The organism is Citrobacter sp. BIDMC107, from assembly GCF_001037575.1.
Classification (GTDB): Bacteria; Pseudomonadota; Gammaproteobacteria; order Enterobacterales; family Enterobacteriaceae; genus Citrobacter; species Citrobacter freundii.
This window is the reverse complement of the sequence record NZ_KQ089849.1, coordinates 161407-181724: the sequence shown is the minus strand read 5'-3', so window position 1 is coordinate 181724 and position 20318 is coordinate 161407. Positions and strand designations below refer to the sequence as shown.

The following is a 20318-nucleotide window of genomic DNA, read 5'->3' as shown; positions in this document are numbered from 1 at the left end:
ACCTGTAAAAAAGCGCGGCTAATATATGTTGTTTTAGCTTAGGACTCAATCATTTATTTCCTTGCATCAGAAATAACAACTTTCCCCTTAAAAATCAAAGCACAAAGACCATCCGCCATTACTAAATCCTAAAGAAATATAGCTATTTAATTAACAATGTTGTCGCTAATTGCAACGCAGACAATGTAATAAAAACCATGAGATTTTCATGTTTTTATTATTTTTTTACACGTTTTTACCATTAATAATGTAGGCACTTTCTTGTTACGACATGATTTTTCACTTATTTGCCTATAAACCGAATAAAAAAGTCGATCCCTTAATATAAATCACTTAGTATGGCGCGCTTATTTGCAGGCTTTGTAAATAAAATTAATGCGCAGCACCCGGTAACGCGTACAGGCGACACTCGTTATCGACAACAGGTATACCCTGGGTTGTCAGCAGAAATGTTCGCGGGCGGACATTTCGTAAGGCGAACTTTGTTCCCTTATGCCGAGAATGAAAATTTTCTAGCCATACTTTTATGGCGCCCTGATATGAGATTGTTATGACTCACATTTATCCACCATCCGTCGTTGCCAAATTTGGCGGCACCAGCGTCGCTGATTTTGATGCGATGAACCGAAGCGCCAGCATTGTCCTTGCTGATCAAGATGTCCGTTTAGTCGTTTTGTCTGCTTCAGCAGGCGTGACAAACTTACTGGTCGAGCTTTCTGAAGGTCTGGAAACGCATCAACAATTAGATAAGCTTGAGACTTTACGCGCCATCCAATACAAAATTATTTCCCGCCTGAAGCAGCCTTCCGTTATCAGCACGGAAATCGATAATCTTCTCAACAACATACAGCGTCTTGCACAAACGGCGATGGTTTCACCGTCTGATGCGTTAAGCGATGAATTAGTCAGCCATGGCGAGCTGATGTCCTCACTACTGTTTACTGAAGTCTTACGTGAACGGCAGGCCGAGGCCGGGTGGTTTGACGCCCGCAGCGTGATGCGTACTAACGCGAACTTCGGCTGCGCCGAACCCGAGCTTGGCACACTGCACCACCAGGTGGAGACTCACCTGCGCCCTCGTCTTGAGCAAGCGATTATGGTGACTCAGGGATTTATCGGGCGTGATGCCGCAGGACACACCACAACGCTTGGACGCGGCGGTAGTGATTACACGGCTACGCTTCTCGGTGAGGCGCTTCACGCCACACGCGTTGACATCTGGACCGACGTCGCAGGGATCTACACCACCGACCCACGCATTGCGCCGCGGGCCAAACGAATCGACCATATCTCATTTTCCGAGGCCAGCGATATGGCCGCCTACGGTGCGAAGGTCCTCCACCCGGCTACGCTACTCCCGGCAATGCGTAAAAGCATTCCGGTCTTTGTTGGCTCAAGTAAGGATACTGCCGCCGGAGGTACGTTGGTGCACAACACCACCGATAATCCACCTCGCTATCGTGCGCTCGCCGTGCGTCGTAAACAGACGCTGTTACGGTTACACAGTCTGGAGAAGCAACCTTCCTGCTCTTTCCTGGCGCAGTCCTTCGCCATTTTAGCTCGCCACGCTGTCACGGTGGATTTGGTTACAACCTCAGAGAATAGTATTGCGCTGGCGCTGGACGCCACTCATGCAACCTCAGGTGAAGACCATGTGCTGACCACCGCATTGTTTACCGCATTATCCTCCCACTGTCGCGTGGAAGTGGAAACCGGGCTGGCGTTGGTCACTTTGGTGGGGAATCAACTCACACAGGCTGCGGGAGTTTGCAAAGACGTTTTTGCCTGGCTTGAAGAGCATACGATACGAATGATTTGCCATGGAGCATCGAACGACAACCTGTGCATCCTGTTACCGGCTGACGATGCAGATAGCACGATTAGAGCATTACATTACCGGTTATTCGAATAATTCTTCTCTTATTCTGTCGCATCCAGTTTAAGCAATGATCATAAACAAGCAGAGCCCTGGTTTTATAACCGAGGCTCTTCATTCTGACCACCACCCTCTCAACAGAGGGAGGATTTAGTTATGACGGTGATTGGTGTCACCACGACGACAGCGTTTGTCATAATGACGTACCCACCAGTAACGGTCACTGATTTGTTCGTGTCCACCCACTCTGGCACCTGCTAACCAGAGAATACCGCCAACAAAAATACTGAGCACCGCACCATGTGCGAAAAACTGCGGCAGATTAAATTGCGGCAACTGGTTTAAAATTGAATAACCCACACCCACAACCATTACCACCAACCCTAAAGCCATGAGCACGTTACCGAGTAGCGAAGCGTTTTTGCGTTTCATGTGTCACCTCCGGAACTTTGGGTTGTTACAGGGAATACCCCTAATCCTTATGTGTAAAGTATAGACAACACTGCCGTTCGCAAGTGCGGGAGCGATCACAATTACAAACACTCATGCAACAAAACTTTACAAATAAGCCACTGAACATACTCATTTTCTAATAGTCCATTTGTGCAATTATTCAGCTTTTGGCGATAAGCACGCAGTTTTTTGTCAAGCGCACCATCAGACAGTAAACTACACGTCGTTTATCGAAACACTCAGGACAAAACACGTGGCGATTAAATTGATTGTCGGCCTGGCGAACCCCGGCGCAGAGTATGCGGCAACGCGACACAACGCAGGCGCATGGTATGTCGATCTACTGGCAGAGAGATTACGCGCCCCCCTGCGCGATGAGCCGAAATTCTTCGGTTACACCTCCCGAGTAACGCTTGAAGGTGAAGATGTCCGTCTGCTGGTACCGACCACATTTATGAATCTTAGCGGCAAGGCCGTCGGTGCGATGGCCAGTTTTTATCGTATCAACCCCGATGAAATTTTGGTCGCGCACGATGAATTAGACCTGCCTCCTGGCGTCGCCAAATTTAAGCTTGGCGGAGGTCATGGCGGACATAATGGCCTGAAAGACATCATTAGCAAATTAGGTAATAACCCCAACTTTCATCGTTTACGCGTTGGAATTGGCCATCCGGGCGATAAAAACAAAGTTGTCGGATTTGTTTTAGGCAAACCGCCTGTTTCAGAACAGAAGTTAATTGATGAAGCGATTGACGAAGCGGCACGTTGTACCGAGATTTTGTTCAAAGATGGCCTGACCAAAGCTACGAGCCGGTTACACACCTTTAAAGCGCAATAAGCAGTGATGTGCGGCATTTTTCTCGCGTGCTGTGTATAATAGGCAAAGTTATTTACATTTCTACAATCTGTTTTCCATAATAGGTTGAATATCAAAAGATTAAGGTGATTTAAACATGGGATTCAAATGCGGTATCGTCGGTTTGCCAAACGTAGGCAAATCCACCCTGTTCAACGCGCTCACAAAAGCGGGTATTGAAGCGGCAAACTTCCCGTTCTGTACTATCGAGCCGAACACGGGTGTTGTCCCGATGCCCGATCCGCGTCTGGATCAGCTGGCCGAAATCGTCAAACCACAGCGTATCCTGCCTACAACGATGGAATTCGTCGACATTGCCGGTCTGGTAAAAGGCGCGTCCAAAGGTGAAGGTCTGGGTAACCAATTCCTTACCAACATCCGTGAAACCGAAGCTATCGGCCACGTGGTGCGTTGCTTTGAAAACGACAACATCATCCACGTTAATAACAAAGTGGATCCGGCTGACGACATCGAGGTTATCAATACCGAACTGGCGCTGTCTGACCTGGATACCTGTGAGCGTGCTATCCATCGTGTGCAGAAGAAGGCCAAAGGCGGTGACAAAGACGCTAAAGCGGAACTGGCTGCGCTGGAAAAATGCCTGCCACAGCTGGAAAACGCCGGCATGCTGCGCGCGCTGAAAACGCTGACTGACGAAGACAAAGCGGCCATCAAATACCTGAGCTTCCTGACCCTGAAGCCAACCATGTATATCGCTAACGTCAACGAAGACGGTTTTGAGAACAACCCGTACCTCGACAAAGTGCGCGAAATCGCGGCAGCCGAAGGTTCTGTTGTGGTTGCCGTTTGCGCTGCCGTTGAAGCTGACATCGCAGAACTCGATGATGCTGACCGTGAAGAATTCATGGCTGAAATGGGTCTGGAAGAGCCGGGCCTGAACCGCGTTATCCGTGCTGGTTACGAATTGCTGAACCTGCAGACCTACTTCACCGCTGGCGTGAAAGAAGTCCGTGCATGGACCATTCCTGTCGGCGCCACGGCTCCGCAGGCCGCAGGTAAAATCCATACCGACTTCGAGAAAGGCTTTATCCGCGCACAAACCATCGCGTTTGAAGATTTCATCACCTATAAAGGTGAGCAAGGTGCGAAAGAAGCTGGGAAAATGCGTGCCGAAGGTAAGGACTATATCGTCAAAGATGGCGATATCATGAACTTCCTGTTCAACGTCTAAGCCGTTTCTATTGTCTCATGCGATCTCAGTGAATCGCATGAAAAATGGGAAACCCCATAAAATCCACGCAATTGCGTGGATTTTTTATTTTATAGCATCTCAGAGGTTCCCGCTGTGGTGCATCTGAAAGTTGGCACCAAACACGATGACCAAAAAGGCTGAGCTATTTTGGCAAAGCAGCAGTTGCCACGTGAACGTACTCATATTGAGGCGCGTGGAAGCCAGGGGCTGTCTACCCGCACGGTATCGCGGTGATCGAGCCCCTGGATAAGATGCAGTGCACTGAGACGGCCAATTTCATAATGCGGCAGCTGTACTGTGGATAGCGGCGGCAAAAACAGCTCGCCGGTGCCTACCATGTTGTCATAGCCCAGTACGGCAACATCCTGCGGAATGCGCAGCCCTCGCCCCAGCAAGACCTGGTAGATAACAAAAGCCACGCGGTCGTTACCGCATACCACCGCATCAAACATCGGACGCGTGCCACTCAGGTAATGCCCGGCAATCTCCGCCGCATCAATATGGTGACTCTCGCCCGCCGGAAGATAGTGGTGGAACATGGCATCAGGGTCGACGCCCGCTTCACGACAGGCGCGCACCATTCCCGCCCGGCGGCGATCGGTGGCCACAATCCCTTTTGGCAGGTGGATGCACAGCAGCCGACGGTAGCCTGCGGCCAACAGCGCTTTCACGCCAAGGTATTGCCCTTGCTCATCATCAGGAATATAGGTGGGAAAAGGGCCACTGATGCTTTCGCAGTTCGCCAGCACGCAACGATACTTATGCAGCTTTTCCGGCACGGGAACCTGACGCAGCCCCATCGCGGTGTAGATAATGCCGTCAGGGCGATGCGCCAGCAGCAGATCCACCATTTTCTCTGGCTGGTCATTGCTGAACATATTCACCACAAAGCTATTCCAACCGTGCGCCCGCGCGGTCTCTTCGATAGAAAGCGTTATCTCCACGGAAAATGGCGTGGTCATGGTGTCCAGCGCTAACACCCCGATAGTGTTAGCCGTGGTTTTCGCGCCACGAATTTTTTTCGCTGAGAGATCGGAGACATACCCCAGCGCATCTACCGCTTCCATCACCTTTTTATAGGTTTCTGGCCGCAGTCGTTCGGGTTCGTTAATCGCTCGCGATACGGTCATTAACGAGACGTTAGCCCGTTGCGCCACATCCTTTAAAGATGCCATACCCTCTCCTTTGACGGCGTTCATCCTGCCGGGTCTGAAAATGCGATCTTGATAACACTCGCAAAATGTTAACGTTAACTTTTGTGATTAACATCGATATTACCATCAAATTCGCGAGAAAACCGAGAATGTTAACGTTATCTTTTGCTCAATTCACTTACAGGGACCAGCAAATGACATCACTACTTTCCAAAGCCAACGAAGCCTTAAACCAGCAGAAAGACCTTGTAAACCCGCGCTGGTATCCACGCTATCACCTCGCCCCTCCGGCTGGCTGGATGAATGACCCTAACGGCCTGTCCTGGTTTGATGGTTACTACCATGCGTTCTATCAGCACTATCCGTGGCAGCCGGTCTGGGGACCAATGCACTGGGGCCATGCGCGCAGCCGCGATATGGTGAACTGGGAGCACTTACCCATCGCACTGGCACCTGAAGGGCCGGAAGATAAAGACGGCTGTTTTTCCGGTTCAGCGGTGGTTGAAGGCAATAAGCTGGCCCTTATCTACACCGGACACAAGTTTGACGGCGAGGCGAAAGAGGAAAACCTGTATCAGGTACAGTGCCTGGCCACCAGCACCGACGGGATTCACTTTGAACGCCAGGGCATGATTCTGGATACCCCGCGAGGCGTACACCATTTTCGCGATCCGAAAGTCTGGCAAGAGGGAGACAACTGGTACATGGTGGTGGGTGCCCGGGTCGATGACGTGGGCGAAGTGCAGCTCTATCACTCGCAGGATCTACAGCACTGGCAGTTTGCCAGCACGCTCGGCAGGGCCGATGACGGCATGGGCTACATGTGGGAGTGCCCTGACCTCTTCCCACTGAACGATAAGCTCGTCTTCATGTTCTCGCCGCAGGGCATCGCCGCGGACGGATACGATTACCGTAACCTGTTCCAGAGCGGCTATATGGTCGGCGAATGGCAGGATAACCATCAGTTCCACGTTACCCAACCCTTCCAGGAGATGGATCACGGGCATGATTTTTACGCCCCTCAGTCATTTATCACTCCGGACGGTCGCCGCGTGGTGATCGGTTGGCTGTCCATGTGGGAGTCGCCGATGCCAGAACAGGCCGACGGCTGGGCGGGCATGCTTACTCTTCCCCGGGAAGTGACGCTCGATGCAGATCTGCGGCTGCGCATGAACCCGGTCAAAGAGCTGGAGACATTACGCGGTCAGCTTCATGTCTGGCCGGTCAGTGACCTGAACAATCGCACCCTGATGGTAGAAGAACAGGCGCATGCTCTCGAAGTCGAACTGAGCCTCGATATCGCCCGCAGCCATGCTGAACAGTATGGCATCGCGCTGGGTGACGGGCTACGCGTCTTCGTCGATACCCAGGCACAGCGTCTGGTGCTGGAACGCCGCTATCCGCAACACGGCCTGTCGGGCTGCCGTAGCGTACCGCTGCCCGCCAATGATGTGCTGGACCTACGTCTATTTATCGATAGTTCGTCGGTAGAAGTCTTTGTTAATCACGGCGAGTACACCCTTAGCAGTCGTATTTATCCTGAACCGGACGATCGCCAACTGACCTTATTTAGCCAGAACGGACATGCCATTTTTAATAACGGGCATGCCTGGCCGCTCGCCGCCAATTAACCACCCGTCTCATTGCTTTGGGGAAAAATAATGACAATCTGGACGCTCGGAGATGCCGTGGTGGATTTGCTACCGCGCGACAATATGCAGTTTGAAGCCTGTGCGGGAGGCGCGCCCTTCAATGTGGCCATCGGCGTCGCCCGCCTCGGCCATGACAGCGGCTTTATCGGCCGTGTGGGCAATGACACTTTTGGCCGCTTTCTGCATCAGACGCTGGTAACAGCGCAGGTGGATACAGGAAGTCTGGAGTTTGATGCACAACAGCACACCAGTACCGTACTGGTTTCACTGGCTCCCAACGGTGAGCGGCAGTTTGAGTTTTTAGTTAATCCGTCTGCCGATCAATTTCTCAGCCCGGCGAGTCTGCCCGACTTTGGTGCCGATATTCTGCACTTCTGCTCGCTGGCGCTGGTTGCCCCTGAGTGCCGCGCCACCCTCACTCAGGCAATGGCCGCATTGCGACAGGCCGGCGGTACGCTGAGCTTTGACATTAATCTGCGTCCGCAGATGTGGAGCAACGAGATGCAGATGTTTGACCTTGTCAGCGAGTTTGCCCGGCAGAGCGACATTCTGAAGATGTCGGAAGAAGAGCTGCTATGGCTAACACAAACTGACTGTCTTAGTAGCGCCTGCGAACGCCTGGCTGATTTTCCCGCACGCCTGAAAATCATCACCCGCGGCGCCGATGGCGCAATCGCTTTCTGGCAAAACCATAGGCTGACTTTAAGCGGCTATCACGTCGACAGCATCGATACCACCGGCGCCGGTGATGCCTTTATGGCCGGGCTGCTGGCGGCACTCGCCGGAGAAGGCTGGCCCACATCGACGTCAACGCTACTTCCGCTTATCGAGCAGGCCAGCGCTTGTGGTGCTCTGGCGACCACCCGGCGTGGCGCGCTAAGCGCGTTTCCCGACAGCCAACACCTGAGCAGCTTTATTCAGTCGCAACCGTCGCTACGGAGAACGATTACCTCGTAATAAAGCGCACTCGTTACGTCGTATCAGAAAGACCTTACAATGACCTGATCTGGATTGGAAAAATCATGAAGATAAATATGCCGTTCAGTAATGATAAATATCGATACTCATCCGGGTATCTGCTCTTTTTCTTTGCCGCCTGGTCGTTGTGGTGGTCTTTTTATGCAATATGGCTAAAAAATAAACTTGGCCTGTCCGGAACGGAGCTGGGAATGCTGTATGCCGTAAACCAGTTTTTCAGCATGCTGTTTATGCTGGGCTACGGTTTTCTGCAGGATAAGCTCGGTACCCGCAAACCCCTTATCTGGATGATGGGGACTGTCATCACGCTCAGCGGTCCGTTCCTGATTTATGTTTATGAACCGCTGCTGGTCTCCAACTTCAAGCTTGGCATGGTGCTAGGCGCCATTTTCTTTGGCCTTGGCTATCTCGCCGGTTGCGGTCTGGTGGAAAGCTTCGTCGAGAAAGTGAGCCGTAAATTCAACTTTGAATTCGGCACTGCTCGTTTCTGGGGATCGCTTGGCTACGCCGCAGGGACTTTTGTTGGCGGTATCTTCTTCAGCATCAACCCACACATTAACTTCTGGTGCGTGTCGGTCATGGGGGTGTTATTCCTGGTGATTAACGTGGTGTTCAAAACCGACGCACCGGCCCCGGCATCCACGGATACACGTTCGCCCGAGCCAGACGCGCTGACCCGAAAGGATTTTCTCACCATCTTTAAAGATTCGCAGTTCTGGTTTTTCGTTATCTTTGTCGTCGGCACCTGGTCGTTCTATAGCATCTACGATCAGCAGATGTTCCCGGTGTTTTACGCCAGCTTATTTGACGATCCCGAACTGGCACCACGCGTATACGGCTACCTCAACTCGGTACAAGTCTTTATGGAGGCCGTCGGTATGGCGCTGGTTCCGTTCCTGATTAACCGCATCGGGCCTAAATCCGCATTGCTGCTGGGTGGAACAATCATGACCTGTCGAATCCTGGGGTCAGCACTGTTCACCGATATATATATTATCTCTTTGATTAAAATGCTCCATGCGCTGGAGGTCCCACTGTTTGTTATTTCAGTGTTTAAATTCAGCGTAGCGAATTTTGATAAGCGCCTGTCGTCAACGATATATCTTATTGGCTTCAATATCGCCAGTTCCATTGGCATCATCGTGCTGTCACTGCCTGTCGGTAAGTTGTTTGATAAAGTGGGCTATCAGGAAATCTTCCTGATTATGGCGAGCATCGTGGTAATAACACTAATATTTGGCTACTTCTCGCTGAGTAAAAAGCATCATCAGCAGAAGGGTATCAATGAACTGGTGACTGAGTAGCGAAGTTTTATTAATATCGCGACAGGGCCATTAGCCCTGTCGTACCCCCTCAACAGTAAGTTCGAACTGTCGATTTACTCAGGCATGTTCCAGCCAGTTGCGGAATATTTGCGCTCGCAGTATTCCCTGAAAATCAATCAGCCCAGAACAACCAAGCTTCTTGATCAGATTCTGCCGGGCCTGGTAAATCGTTTTTAAGTGTAGATTTAACAATGCGGATATCTCAAAAATAGTTCGACCTTCTCCTAACTGCGTTAAAATATATTTATCTCTCGCGGTTAATGAGATATTTGAATCAGATTGATTCTCGTGATTACCACCAGCACGAGTAATATCAATAATAAATTGTTTGATTGAGGCAACTCCGATATCTACTGGTAGTCTGTAAAGCGAAACATCATTAAGATACTGATACAAATGACCATCAATCAGCAATACCAGACGATGCGTTTTCAGATTGTAATTTTGCTTTTTTACCGCCTCAAAGTGATTCGCGGTAAAGAATACAAGTCGCGCATTGTCATCTTCAAAAATGATATCTGCAAGAATATTCATTAACCCTTGCCTGACAAAAATATCATCAATCCATAACTCTGCGTTTAGAGTATGTTCCTGAACGATGTTCATCATTATGGCCTCAATGAAAAATCATAATTGATTTAGAGGGGTGCTATGTATAGTCTTAATTCAAAAAATGCTTAGCATAAGGGCTTTCAGCATATAACAAGGGTACTGTACATATTTTGTTAATATGAAGACTTATTAAACGTCGTCAGCTGTGTAGCGCAACACTATTTCCAGGGTTTTTCTGATAACATCTGCCTGGACAACGTCAACAGTTGACTCCAGAGAACCAATCAGGCTTAAAATGATGTTTTTATTATTAACATTATCACCTGCCAGAATTACATTTGTTACCGCCTGCCCCAATACCACAGACTCATCTGCTAATAGCTCACCTGCATTATGGAAGTAACTTGATAAAGCTTTATCCGTCATTACGTTGTGGACATTAATTTCATGGAGCATGGTAACCTCGCTTGTATAGTCTGGAAGATTATCTTTAATGTAATTTAGGGTTTTTGCTGGCACTGAATGCACTCTCATCTCTGGTTTTATCCGGTTTTCTGCTTATTTTCTCCGGATTAATGTTTGTAAAATCATTGATAACGCTGTCAATTAATTGCTTGCGTGTGCCATCTATTTCACTGGCCTGCATAAGTCGCAATTGCTTAATCACTGCAGCTAACGAAACGTCTCTATGCATTCGCAGAATTTCTAGCACAGCCAAACCTGTAATTTCATGTTTCAAGCGTTCACTATCAGTTTTCTTCATAACGCCTTCACTACTTACCCCTATCATATAAGGGGTTTATTTTATTCAAAGAGCAGACCAATTAACGCATTGTAATGTTTTTGTTCTTTCTCCCCTGATGCTTTTTCAAGACGACACAAAAGCTTAGTGCAAAGTGATTTGCGGTTCAGATTACGTCCATCTTTGAGTATCTCAGTGACGATTTCTCCCAATGTTTCCTGTTGAGTTGGCAGATGCGCCTTTGCAAAGTAACGAGAAATCGCGCTTGCAGTATCAGTGCGAACGTTATGCTGCTGCATGTCATGCTCCTGTATCAAAATGCTGGTGAATATTAAGTTTTATAACAGTAGCAAAGTTGTACCAAAAATGTGTACAACAAGATTAATTTGTTTTTACCAAAATGTGCTAAATGATATAAATCAATTAGTTATAATTATATCGATTGATATAAACATTAGGATCACTGTACAAACCACGTCGTAACATGGCTAAATTTCATCTTAATCAGACCGTTCAATTGTGAAATTAAAGTTAGAATAATGTATTAAAATCAGGACATAACCTGGGTTGTCTGATACTGTCATATATCTTCCTCTCCCTTATTCCCGGACTGTCCATGCTCACGACCATTATTTACCGCAGCCATCTACGTGATGACGCCCCCATCAAAGCGCTTGAGGATATGGTGACAGCCGCAAATATCAAAAACAGGCGATCTGATGTTACGGGAATCTTACTCTTTAACGGTCACCACTTTTTCCAACTGCTTGAAGGCCCTGAGGAGCAGGTAAAAGAGATTTATTGTTGTATTTGTAACGATCCACGGCACCACAATATCGTTGAGCTGATGTGTGATTACGCTCCTGCGAGAAGATTCGGAAAAGTGGGAATGGAGTTATTTGATCTACAAAAACATGAACGCAATGACGTTCTGCAAGCTGTGCTGAATAAGGGAACATCAAAATTTCAGCTCACCTATGATGACAGGGCGTTACAGTTTTTCCGCACATTTGTCCTTGCGACGGAAAAATCGAGCTATTTTGAAATACCAGCGCCGGATTGCTGGAGTTTTATTGCCGACAACTCTTGTACTCTCCTGGATGAAAACACACTCCCATCCGATATCGATTTCAGCTTTGCTTTTCAACCAATTATCGATCCTATGTCGCAACGCGTCATTGCTCTGGAAGCACTTATTCGTGGTAGAGACGGTGAAACGCCCGCAACTTATTTTGACAACTTAAATCCTGAGGAACTGTATACCGCGGATCTGCAGAGCAAAAAGACTGCTTTTGCAATGGCAAGCGCGCTGGGACTTAACGACAAAATGCTGTCAGTCAATCTGCTCCCCATGACCCTGGTAAACAAACCCAATGCAGTCAGCTTTCTTATAAACGAAATCGCTGCGCACGGGCTAGTGCCTGAACAAATCATTGTAGAGTTTACCGAAAGTGAAGTTATTTCTCGCTTTGATACGTTCGCGCAGGCCGTGAAGTCACTCAAGGCTGCGGGGATCTGTGTGGCGATAGACCATTTTGGGGCAGGTTTTGCCGGGCTTCAGCTTCTGTCTCGTTTTCAACCCGACCGAATTAAGATAAGCCGCGAGCTGATCACGGATGTGCATAAAAGTGGACCGCGGCAGGCTATCATTCAGGCAATTATCAAATGCTGCGCGTCACTGGAAATTATGATTTCCGCAGTCGGCGTTGAAAAACCCGAAGAGTGGATGTGGCTTGAATCCGCGGGCATTGAAATCTTCCAGGGTAACCTTTTTGCACAAGCCTGCCTGAATGGTATTCCATCTGTTGCATGGCCAGAGAAAAATGATTTCTCAGCGTCAAAATAACTAACGCATTGTTATAAATCAACAATCACCACAACCGCCCTCATGCTGAACATAAAAAAACAGCATTTACTCCTTGCATGATAGTAAAGTAAATCTTAATTTTGCTAGAATCTTATATATGTTTTGTACAATTTGATGAATGTTGTACAAAGTAGCAGGAACCGCATATCGGTGACGGAGAATCAGGAGTGTCCGGGGGAACTATGGCTTATTACAGCATTGGGGATGTCGCAGAACGTTGCGGGATAAATCCTGTCACCCTTCGGGCATGGCAACGACGTTACGGTTTACTCAAACCTCAACGCAGTGAAGGTGGCCACCGACTCTTTGATGAAGAAGATATTCAGCGTATTGAAGAAATAAAACGTTGGATTAGCAATGGCATACCTGTTGGCAAAGTTAAGGCGTTGCTGGAAACCAGTACCCGTCAAGCTGACGACGACTGGAATCAATTACAAGAAGAGATGATGAGCATTCTTCGCATGGCGCATCCACCGAAACTGCGAGCCAAAATTACCGCACTCGGTCGCGTTCACCCCGTAGATGCGCTGATTGATCACGTTTATCTTCCCGTACGTCAACGGCTGATACTTGACCATAATACATCCCGCATAATGAACAGCATGCTTGATGGCGCATTGATTGAATATGTTGCAACACTGCTGTCTGAAACGCGGCGCAAGTCAGGAAAGGATGCTCTGCTGATGGCCTGGGATGTTGAAGACAGAACCCGTCTGTGGCTCGAAGCCTGGCGTTTATCGCAATCTGGTTGGCATATTGCCGTTCTGGCTGAACCCATTGAATCGCCAAGACCTGAACTTTTCCCTGGGCAAACGCTTTTTGTCTGGACCGGTATCGCGCCAACCCGCAGACAAAATGAACTGCTACAACACTGGAATGAGCAAGGTTATAAGGTCATTTTCCACAGCCCGTAGCCATTACGTAATACGTGTAAGATAAATCATACAACTCTCATTTTTTGGGTGGTTATTTTGAGTACCATCCAAGGAATATGTTGCCCCCTACTCTCCTGACTTAACACCCGCTATAGCATAAAAATAAAACAAGATACTCACCCGTTGGTATTATTTTTTTGTCGACGACATCACCTTTTTCCTAAGTAAAATTCATTAGATCAACTGGCGTACACCTAATACTTATTCTAGGGTTAAATTATGTCTTCTTGTGCCACATTATTGTTTTTCTAAAGTAATAAATGTGGTTATTTGAAAAAGGTAAAGGATATGGCTCTAGTCTTAGACAAACGCTTAATTCTTTGTTGCTGCGCCTTTTCCATTATCTCTGTGGCAAATGCAGCAACCGTTAACGGAACATTTCAGGTGCTGATGACGATTCAAAAGGCCTGTACCGTGACAGCGGGTTCGGCTTCAAATATCACACTTGGTCCGGTGAATACCACGGCGACAAATACCAGTGCAAGCAACACTATTTCAATTAATTGCTCAAAAACCACGCCCTATTTTATCGGGCTGGCGCCGTCGGCCGCTAATGGAGGGACGACGACGGGCTCGGGCGCCATGTCCTCTGTGGCTAACGCTGCTACCAATACCGATAAAGTGCCCTATCAGCTAAATCGCACGTCAGCAACAGGTCCGGTATGGGGAAATACCGCCACCGACACCGCACCTGGGAATGGCGTAGCAGCGACAGGGACCGGTCTGGTGCAAACTTTTACTGTTTATGCCACCGCACCGAGCGCCAACTTCACTCCTGACGACTATGCCGACACGGTAACGGTTAACGTTAACTACTAACTTCAGGAAGCTATATGAGAGTAAAACTGCCTGTTAAGCAGTGTGCCTGCGCATGCCTGCTAGGGATGGTTGCGAGCGCCAACCTTGCCACTGCCAGTGGGCTGCAAATAGCCCCGGTCACGTTAACGTTGCAAGCGACGCAAAATGCCGATGGTATCTGGTTGAGTAACGCGGGTGAAAATGTGCTCAATGCCCAGGTTCGGGTTTTTCGCTGGAGTCAAAGTGCTTATGACAACAAACTTTCCCCCTCTCAGGGGCTGGTGATAAGCCCGCCGATGTTGGCATTAGCCCCTGGAGAACGTCAGTTGATTCGAGTTATTCGCACAAGCCCTCCCTCGGCACATGCCGAAGACGCTTATCGTTTGTCGATAGATGAGTTACCTCCTGCAAAAGTAGAAAAAAATAAGCTTCAGTTTGTGCTGCATTATTCCGTTCCCGTTTTCATTCAACCAACATCAGCGGCACAAACGCAGGCAAAACTGCAATGGAAATTACAACAACTGGATGGCAAAAAATTTATTGAAGTCAGTAATCAGGGAAATGGGCATGCACAGTTATCTGCTGCAACATTTATAAGCCCTGACGGTACTAAAAAAGTCATTACACCCGGACTATTAGGCTACGTTTTACCAGGCTCAACAATGCGCTGGATAGTCTCCCCGTCGGCCAGTAATAATCATTATGGCGGGAAAATTGAAGTCACAATCAATGGCCAAAAAACAGTACAAGATCTGTAACAGATTCTGGCTTCTGGTGAAATATTGCTTTCTCAATGGAGTATTAATATCGGGAATGGTTTGCGCACAAACGCTGAATAATAACCAGAGTGAGAATGGTGTTATTAATAGCACCTCACAAATTACGGGAGTCGATTTGTATCTCGATGTCACCTTAAATGGGAATCCCGTTGGGCTGGTACATTTTGGCTACGATAATGGAAAGCTTTATGCGGGAGCTAATACCCTGAGTAAAATGGGCTTTCGCTTTGCTCCAGACGCCACTAACGCCGTCTGCCTGAACGATATCCCCCAGTTAACCATTGACTACAACGTTCAGTTGCAAACGCTCTCGCTTACTGCGCCACTTAGTTCACTCGATCTTGCCACCACGCAGCTTAACTCGCCTACCGAAACCGCGCCAACGGCGACAACATCACGCGGAGCGCTGCTCAATTATGATATCTATACCCAGCAGGGGGATGAGAGCGTAATAAATACCTTCAGTGAACTTCGCGCCTTCAATGCTGCCGGCGTGCTCAGCACCACCCAGTTGACGCAGTACTCCACCGAGGGATACGCCGATAACAGCTTTGAGCGCCTTGATACCAGCTGGCGTACCTCATTTCCTGATACGATGTTGGCGTTAACCGTTGGCGATACCCTGACAAGCTCACTCATCTGGTCCCGACCAACGCGTATCGGCGGCATTCAGATAGGCACCGATTTTGGTTTACAGCCCTATATGCCAACCACCCCGCTCCCTGCATATCTGGGATCCGCGACGTTGCCATCAAACGTTGAGCTGTACGTGGACGGTGTCAGGTACTACAACGGAGAAGTCCCCGCAGGTAGTTTTCAGATCAACACCATGCCTAACATCAGCGGCGCGGGAACGGGTCAGGTGATGATGACAGACGCGCTGGGCAGAACGAGCGTACAAAATTTCTCGTTCTACAACGATCAACAACTCCTGCGGGAAGGATTAACCGCCTGGTCGGCAGAATTGGGCACGGTACGCGAAAATTATGGTTATTCCTCTTTTGACTATGCCAGCGCACCGGTATTGAGCGCTACGTGGCGTCGCGGGTTTAGCAATACGTTGACCGCCGGGGCTCACGCAGAAACCAGCGATGGACTAATTAACGCAGGCTTCAGTAACGACTGGATCCCGGGAACCCGCAGCGGCACATTTTCGACATCACTTGCCGCAAGTAGCGATTCAGGGCAGAACGGATTTCTGTATAGCTTTGGTTATCGTTGGTCCGGCGAACGGTTTAATTTCAGTACCAGTACCACGGCAACTTCTGGCGATTACCGCGATGTCGCCACCCATTATGGTGAGCCGCCCCCAACGCTTAACAGCAACACGGTCATTGGCTATTCGCTGGAATCTGCCGGAAATGTCAGCCTGAGTTATCTGCAGTTTCGTTATCCACACGAAAATGCGGTGCGCTACGCCAACGCCAGCTGGTTCAAATCCGTTACAGACAGCATCTCACTGAATGCCGGACTCAACCAGAACATTGACGATAACCGCGATCGCAGTATCTATCTGATGGTAACGATTACCACTGATAACAATCTGAGCGCCAGCAGCACGCTACAACGCACCAACGATGAAACCGGCTATCAGCTCAACGCCAGCAAGACGCCGCCTGCCGACGGCGGTTGGGGCTGGAATCTGGCCGCCAGTCAGCAGGCTTCCCGACAAAGTGGCCAGGGAGAAGTAGGATATCTGGGGCGTTATGGTAAAGCGTACGCGGGATTCAGCCGTTTACCAGATAACCATTACGGCTACGCAGGCGCAACCGGATCGCTGGTGACCATGGGAGGCGGCTTGTTTGCAGCAAGGGAAATCAACAATGGTTTTGCCGTCGTCTCAACTGACGGCGTGCCTGATGTTCCAGTCAAACTGCAAAATAACCTGATTGGTCGCAGCGATGACCAGGGACTACTGCTGGTCACGCCGCTCAACAGTTATCAAAAAAACCTGATCAGTATTGACCCGATGGATCTCCCCACCAATATGCGGATCGCACGCGTTGAGACGAATGCCACGCCTGCCGATCGTTCCGGCACTTTGGTTAGTTTTGGCATCACCCCCGTACGTGCTGCGCAGGTTATCCTCGTCGACAATCAGGGTAAGCCAATTCCTGAAGGCAGCATGGCTTACGCCATCAGCGGAAAAGGACAGTCGTCTGTCGTTGGCTTTGATGGGATGACCTGGTTCGACACACTGGAGCAGCACAACACGCTGCGCGTTGAGACGGACACCGGTAGTTGTCGCGTGCAATTTGACTATCCTGTGTCAGCAAAGGGGATTGTACAAATAGGCCCGCTGGTTTGTCGCCCACACTAACAGGAGTGCGCTCATGAGGTTAAGACATCTGCTACTCATCGCTGCCGTACTTTTTTGTCCGGCAATTAGCCATGCGGTAACCTGTTCGGTGAGCAATGTGCAACCCATAAATTTAGGTTCGGTCAATCCACTGTCTGCGACAGGCGCAACGTCATCAATGACGTTCAGTTACACCTGCACCAAAGAGCTTGGTGACGCGCTGGCAGGGATCAATCTCTGTTTTAATATTGGCGCCTCGGCCGTCAGTGGCCAGGTGACACCGCGAAATATGTCATTAAGCGGAACGCCTGCCAGAACGCTGGCATACCAGCTTTACCAGGATAGCGGGCGCACCAAAGTCTGGGGCAGCCAGTATCAGTCGGGAACCACTTTTCCCATGGTACAGCTTAACCTGCTGAATCTGACGCCAGTGACGGGTTCACTCACGGTATCGGCGCAGATCGTCACGCCACAAACCGCAGCCGTCCCCGGAAATTATCAGGATAGCTATACGACGGCCACAGCCCTTGTCACTCTCAATCCCGGATTGCTTTTCCCGCCAACAACCTGTGGCGATACGGTTGCCGCCAGGCTGCCTTTCACCGTATCGGCGACCGTAAGCAAACAGTGCAATATCACCTCTGCAACCGATATTAGCTTTGCGCCAGCCAGGGCGACCGGGCGTAACCTTACGGCTTCAAATACCGTGGGCGTAGCATGTTCCAATAACACGCCTTACACCATCGGGCTTCAGCCCTCCAACGGTAATACGGCAGGCACCGGCGTGATGGCGGGCACAGGGTCAAATACGGATAAAGTCCCCTACCAGCTTAGTTCGACGCCAGGTCCTTCCGGTACGGTCTGGGGCAATACATCGCTCAATACCGTCGCGGGCAACGGTACGGGGACAACGACTACCTACCCGGTTTACGCCACCGTCCCCAGCGCGAACTACACGCCAGACAACTATGCCGATACCGTTACCATCGCCGTAACCTACTGACCTCAGCTTAACCGCAATAAAGCAAATACATTTTGTTATCAAATTATTTACTTTTAGAGGTGCGTCATAAATCTAACAAATTACGATTTTTATATATTCTGCATATTAAATTACGCACCCTGCAAAACAACCCAAATACAAGCAAAGACAAAGAATAACTATTCAATCGCAAGTTAAAGCCCATACTAATCATGGCGATAATTCGTGCTGGTCGGGCAGGCCCTTCTATGAAAAAAATGTTAAATTTAGGTTTATATGGTGAGATTCACTGTATACCACGGCCAAATTAAGAACATATTACTTTTATAACTAAGGTTTATCATGGATAAGTTATCTTACGCTTCAGATAGCAGCACATCTGCCTGGAATACCTACCTGCAACAAATCGAGCGTGTGGCCCCTTACCTGGGCGAACTTTCCCATTGGGTGGATACCCTGCGCCACCCAAAACGCGCGCTGATTGTCGATATCCCGGTGCAGATGGATGACGGCACTATCCGTCATTTTGAAGGGTATCGCGTGCAACATAACCTCTCCCGCGGGCCGGGCAAAGGCGGTGTGCGTTATCATCCTGATGTTGATCTTAATGAAGTGATGGCCCTGTCCGCATGGATGACCATCAAATGCGCAGCGTTGAACCTGCCGTACGGCGGTGCCAAAGGTGGAGTGCGCGTCGATCCGTTCTCGCTGTCTGAAGGCGAACTGGAGCGTTTAACTCGTCGTTATACCAGCGAAATCGGCATTATCATTGGGCCGCAGAAAGACATTCCTGCGCCGGATGTAGGTACTAACGGAAAAGTCATGGCCTGGATGATGGATACCTACTCCATGAACCACGGCACCACCGTGACCAGCGTGGTCACCGGTAAACCTATTCACCTTGGCGGTTCATTAGGTCGTGATAAAGCCACCGGTCGCGGCGTTTTCGTCAGCGGTCTGGAAGTCGCGCGCCGTGCCAACATCGAAGTTGAAGGTGCTCGCGTTGCAGTGCAAGGTTTTGGTAATGTCGGCAGCGAAGCCGCCCGACTGTTCGCGGCAGCTGGTGCACGCGTAGTCGCGATTCAGGATCACACCGCTACGCTGTTTAACTCCACAGGTATCGACATGACCGCGTTGTCTGCCTGGCAGTTAGAGCACAAACAGATTGCCGGTTTCCCGGGCGCTGAAACCATCGCCAGCGAGGCCTTCTGGAGCCTGGATATGGATATTCTTATTCCTGCCGCGCTCGAGGGTCAGATCACCCGTCACCGTGCGGAAACCTTGACCTGTAAACTGGTACTTGAAGGCGCTAACGGCCCAACCTATCCGGATGCCGATGATGTGCTGGCAAGCCGTGGTATCGTGGTTGTGCCTGACGTGGTCTGTAACGCCGGCGGCGTGACCGTCAGCTACTTCGAATGGGTTCAGGATATGGCAAGCTTCTTCTGGAGTGAAGAAGAGATCAACAATCGCATGGACAAAATTATGACTGATGCGATGGTGCATGTTTGGGAAAAAGCAGCTGAGAAATCCTGCTCCCTGCGTACCGCAGCCTACATCGTTGCCTGCGAACGCATTCTGCTGGCACGAAAAGATCGCGGAATTTATCCGGGTTAACGCCGAAATCGACCATGCCTACAAACCACCTGTTCTGCAGGTGGTTTGTTTTCCATAAAAACTCGTTCAAAAACTTTCCGCACAAATACCGCCCGACCTCTCACTTTCGCTGTTTTATGCACCATGACGTTCCAATACGGAACATTATTATGCTGCTATGTTTCGTATTGAAACGCTCTTCACAGCAATTTTCTTTTGCAAACCCGTGTGCAAAATTACCTTATCGGCAGCGAGCGGTCG

19 protein-coding genes are annotated in these 20318 nt (G+C 49.4%); 13 read left to right on the top strand and 6 right to left on the bottom strand.

All coding sequences use genetic code 11. The features are described 5' to 3' along the window. The first annotated feature begins 550 nt into the window (after positions 1-550). Entirely contained in the window at positions 551-1912 is a 1362-nt protein-coding gene (gene lysC / locus SK39_RS21760; protein ID WP_048217488.1) for a lysine-sensitive aspartokinase 3, read from the top strand. A gap of 114 nt (positions 1913-2026) precedes the next feature. Here the strand turns inward: lysC and ychH are convergent, their stop codons facing one another. Next, positions 2027-2308: a stress-induced protein YchH gene (ychH, locus tag SK39_RS21755; protein WP_003020810.1), complete on the bottom strand. Its 282-nt coding sequence runs from the start codon at positions 2306-2308 to the stop codon at positions 2027-2029. A 274-nt stretch (positions 2309-2582) separates the two neighbouring features. Here ychH and pth point away from each other — a divergent pair, with 274 nt between their 5' ends. Beyond that, positions 2583-3167 (top strand): aminoacyl-tRNA hydrolase, encoded by a 585-nt coding sequence (pth, locus tag SK39_RS21750; RefSeq protein WP_003020814.1) that lies wholly within the window; start codon positions 2583-2585, stop codon positions 3165-3167. Positions 3168-3282: 115 nt separating this feature from the next. Next, complete coding sequence (gene ychF / locus SK39_RS21745) at positions 3283-4377, top strand: redox-regulated ATPase YchF (protein WP_003020818.1); 1095 nt, start codon at positions 3283-3285, stop codon at positions 4375-4377. Between the two features lie 200 nt (positions 4378-4577). Here ychF and SK39_RS21740 read toward each other — a convergent pair whose 3' ends face one another. Continuing rightward, positions 4578-5573, bottom strand: a complete 996-nt coding sequence (locus tag SK39_RS21740) for a LacI family DNA-binding transcriptional regulator (RefSeq protein ID WP_048217487.1) — start codon at positions 5571-5573, stop codon at positions 4578-4580. A 173-nt stretch (positions 5574-5746) separates the two neighbouring features. Between SK39_RS21740 and SK39_RS21735 the strand changes: the two genes are divergently transcribed. The 3 genes from SK39_RS21735 (at position 5747) to SK39_RS21725 (ending at position 9486) form a co-directional block, all read left to right on the top strand. Then, a complete protein-coding gene (locus SK39_RS21735; protein WP_032935439.1) occupies positions 5747-7183 on the top strand; it encodes a glycoside hydrolase family 32 protein in 1437 nt (478 codons plus the stop codon). A gap of 30 nt (positions 7184-7213) precedes the next feature. Then, a complete protein-coding gene (locus tag SK39_RS21730; protein WP_003844025.1) occupies positions 7214-8161 on the top strand; it encodes an aminoimidazole riboside kinase in 948 nt (315 codons plus the stop codon). A 65-nt stretch (positions 8162-8226) separates the two neighbouring features. Continuing rightward, positions 8227-9486 (top strand): MFS transporter, encoded by a 1260-nt coding sequence (locus tag SK39_RS21725; RefSeq protein ID WP_016150363.1) that lies wholly within the window; start codon positions 8227-8229, stop codon positions 9484-9486. 78 nt (positions 9487-9564) lie between these two features. On the opposite strand, the gene SK39_RS21720 is transcribed toward SK39_RS21725, so the two are convergent. From SK39_RS21720 to ycgZ, 4 genes are all read right to left on the bottom strand, one after another. Next, complete coding sequence (locus SK39_RS21720) at positions 9565-10116, bottom strand: LuxR C-terminal-related transcriptional regulator (protein WP_032935433.1); 552 nt, start codon at positions 10114-10116, stop codon at positions 9565-9567. A gap of 132 nt (positions 10117-10248) precedes the next feature. Next, positions 10249-10515: a biofilm development regulator YmgB/AriR family protein gene (locus tag SK39_RS21715; RefSeq protein WP_003020849.1), complete on the bottom strand. Its 267-nt coding sequence runs from the start codon at positions 10513-10515 to the stop codon at positions 10249-10251. A gap of 34 nt (positions 10516-10549) precedes the next feature. After that, positions 10550-10822, bottom strand: coding sequence for a hypothetical protein (locus SK39_RS21710; RefSeq protein WP_003844030.1), 273 nt, complete (start codon positions 10820-10822; stop codon positions 10550-10552). A gap of 41 nt (positions 10823-10863) precedes the next feature. Further along, positions 10864-11100: a regulatory protein YcgZ gene (gene ycgZ / locus SK39_RS21705; protein ID WP_003020856.1), complete on the bottom strand. Its 237-nt coding sequence runs from the start codon at positions 11098-11100 to the stop codon at positions 10864-10866. A gap of 317 nt (positions 11101-11417) precedes the next feature. Between ycgZ and SK39_RS21700 the strand changes: the two genes are divergently transcribed. The 7 genes from SK39_RS21700 (at position 11418) to SK39_RS21670 (ending at position 20078) form a co-directional block, all read left to right on the top strand. Beyond that, a complete protein-coding gene (locus SK39_RS21700) occupies positions 11418-12647 on the top strand; it encodes a diguanylate phosphodiesterase (protein WP_032935432.1) in 1230 nt (409 codons plus the stop codon). A 203-nt stretch (positions 12648-12850) separates the two neighbouring features. After that, entirely contained in the window at positions 12851-13582 is a 732-nt protein-coding gene (locus tag SK39_RS21695; RefSeq protein ID WP_003020862.1) for a MerR family transcriptional regulator, read from the top strand. 309 nt (positions 13583-13891) lie between these two features. Next, positions 13892-14422: a Csu type fimbrial protein gene (locus SK39_RS21690; RefSeq protein ID WP_003020867.1), complete on the top strand. Its 531-nt coding sequence runs from the start codon at positions 13892-13894 to the stop codon at positions 14420-14422. A gap of 14 nt (positions 14423-14436) precedes the next feature. Further along, entirely contained in the window at positions 14437-15159 is a 723-nt protein-coding gene (locus SK39_RS21685) for a fimbrial biogenesis chaperone (protein WP_003020869.1), read from the top strand. A 55-nt stretch (positions 15160-15214) separates the two neighbouring features. Then, positions 15215-17500, top strand: a complete 2286-nt coding sequence (locus tag SK39_RS21680; RefSeq protein WP_032935429.1) for a fimbria/pilus outer membrane usher protein — start codon at positions 15215-15217, stop codon at positions 17498-17500. Between the two features lie 13 nt (positions 17501-17513). Then, positions 17514-18482: a Csu type fimbrial protein gene (locus tag SK39_RS21675; protein WP_032935427.1), complete on the top strand. Its 969-nt coding sequence runs from the start codon at positions 17514-17516 to the stop codon at positions 18480-18482. Between the two features lie 321 nt (positions 18483-18803). Next, positions 18804-20078 carry a Glu/Leu/Phe/Val family dehydrogenase gene (locus tag SK39_RS21670; protein WP_003841543.1) on the top strand — a complete coding sequence of 425 codons (1275 nt, stop codon included), beginning with the start codon at positions 18804-18806 and terminating at the stop codon, positions 20076-20078. Positions 20079-20318: the final 240 nt, after the last annotated feature.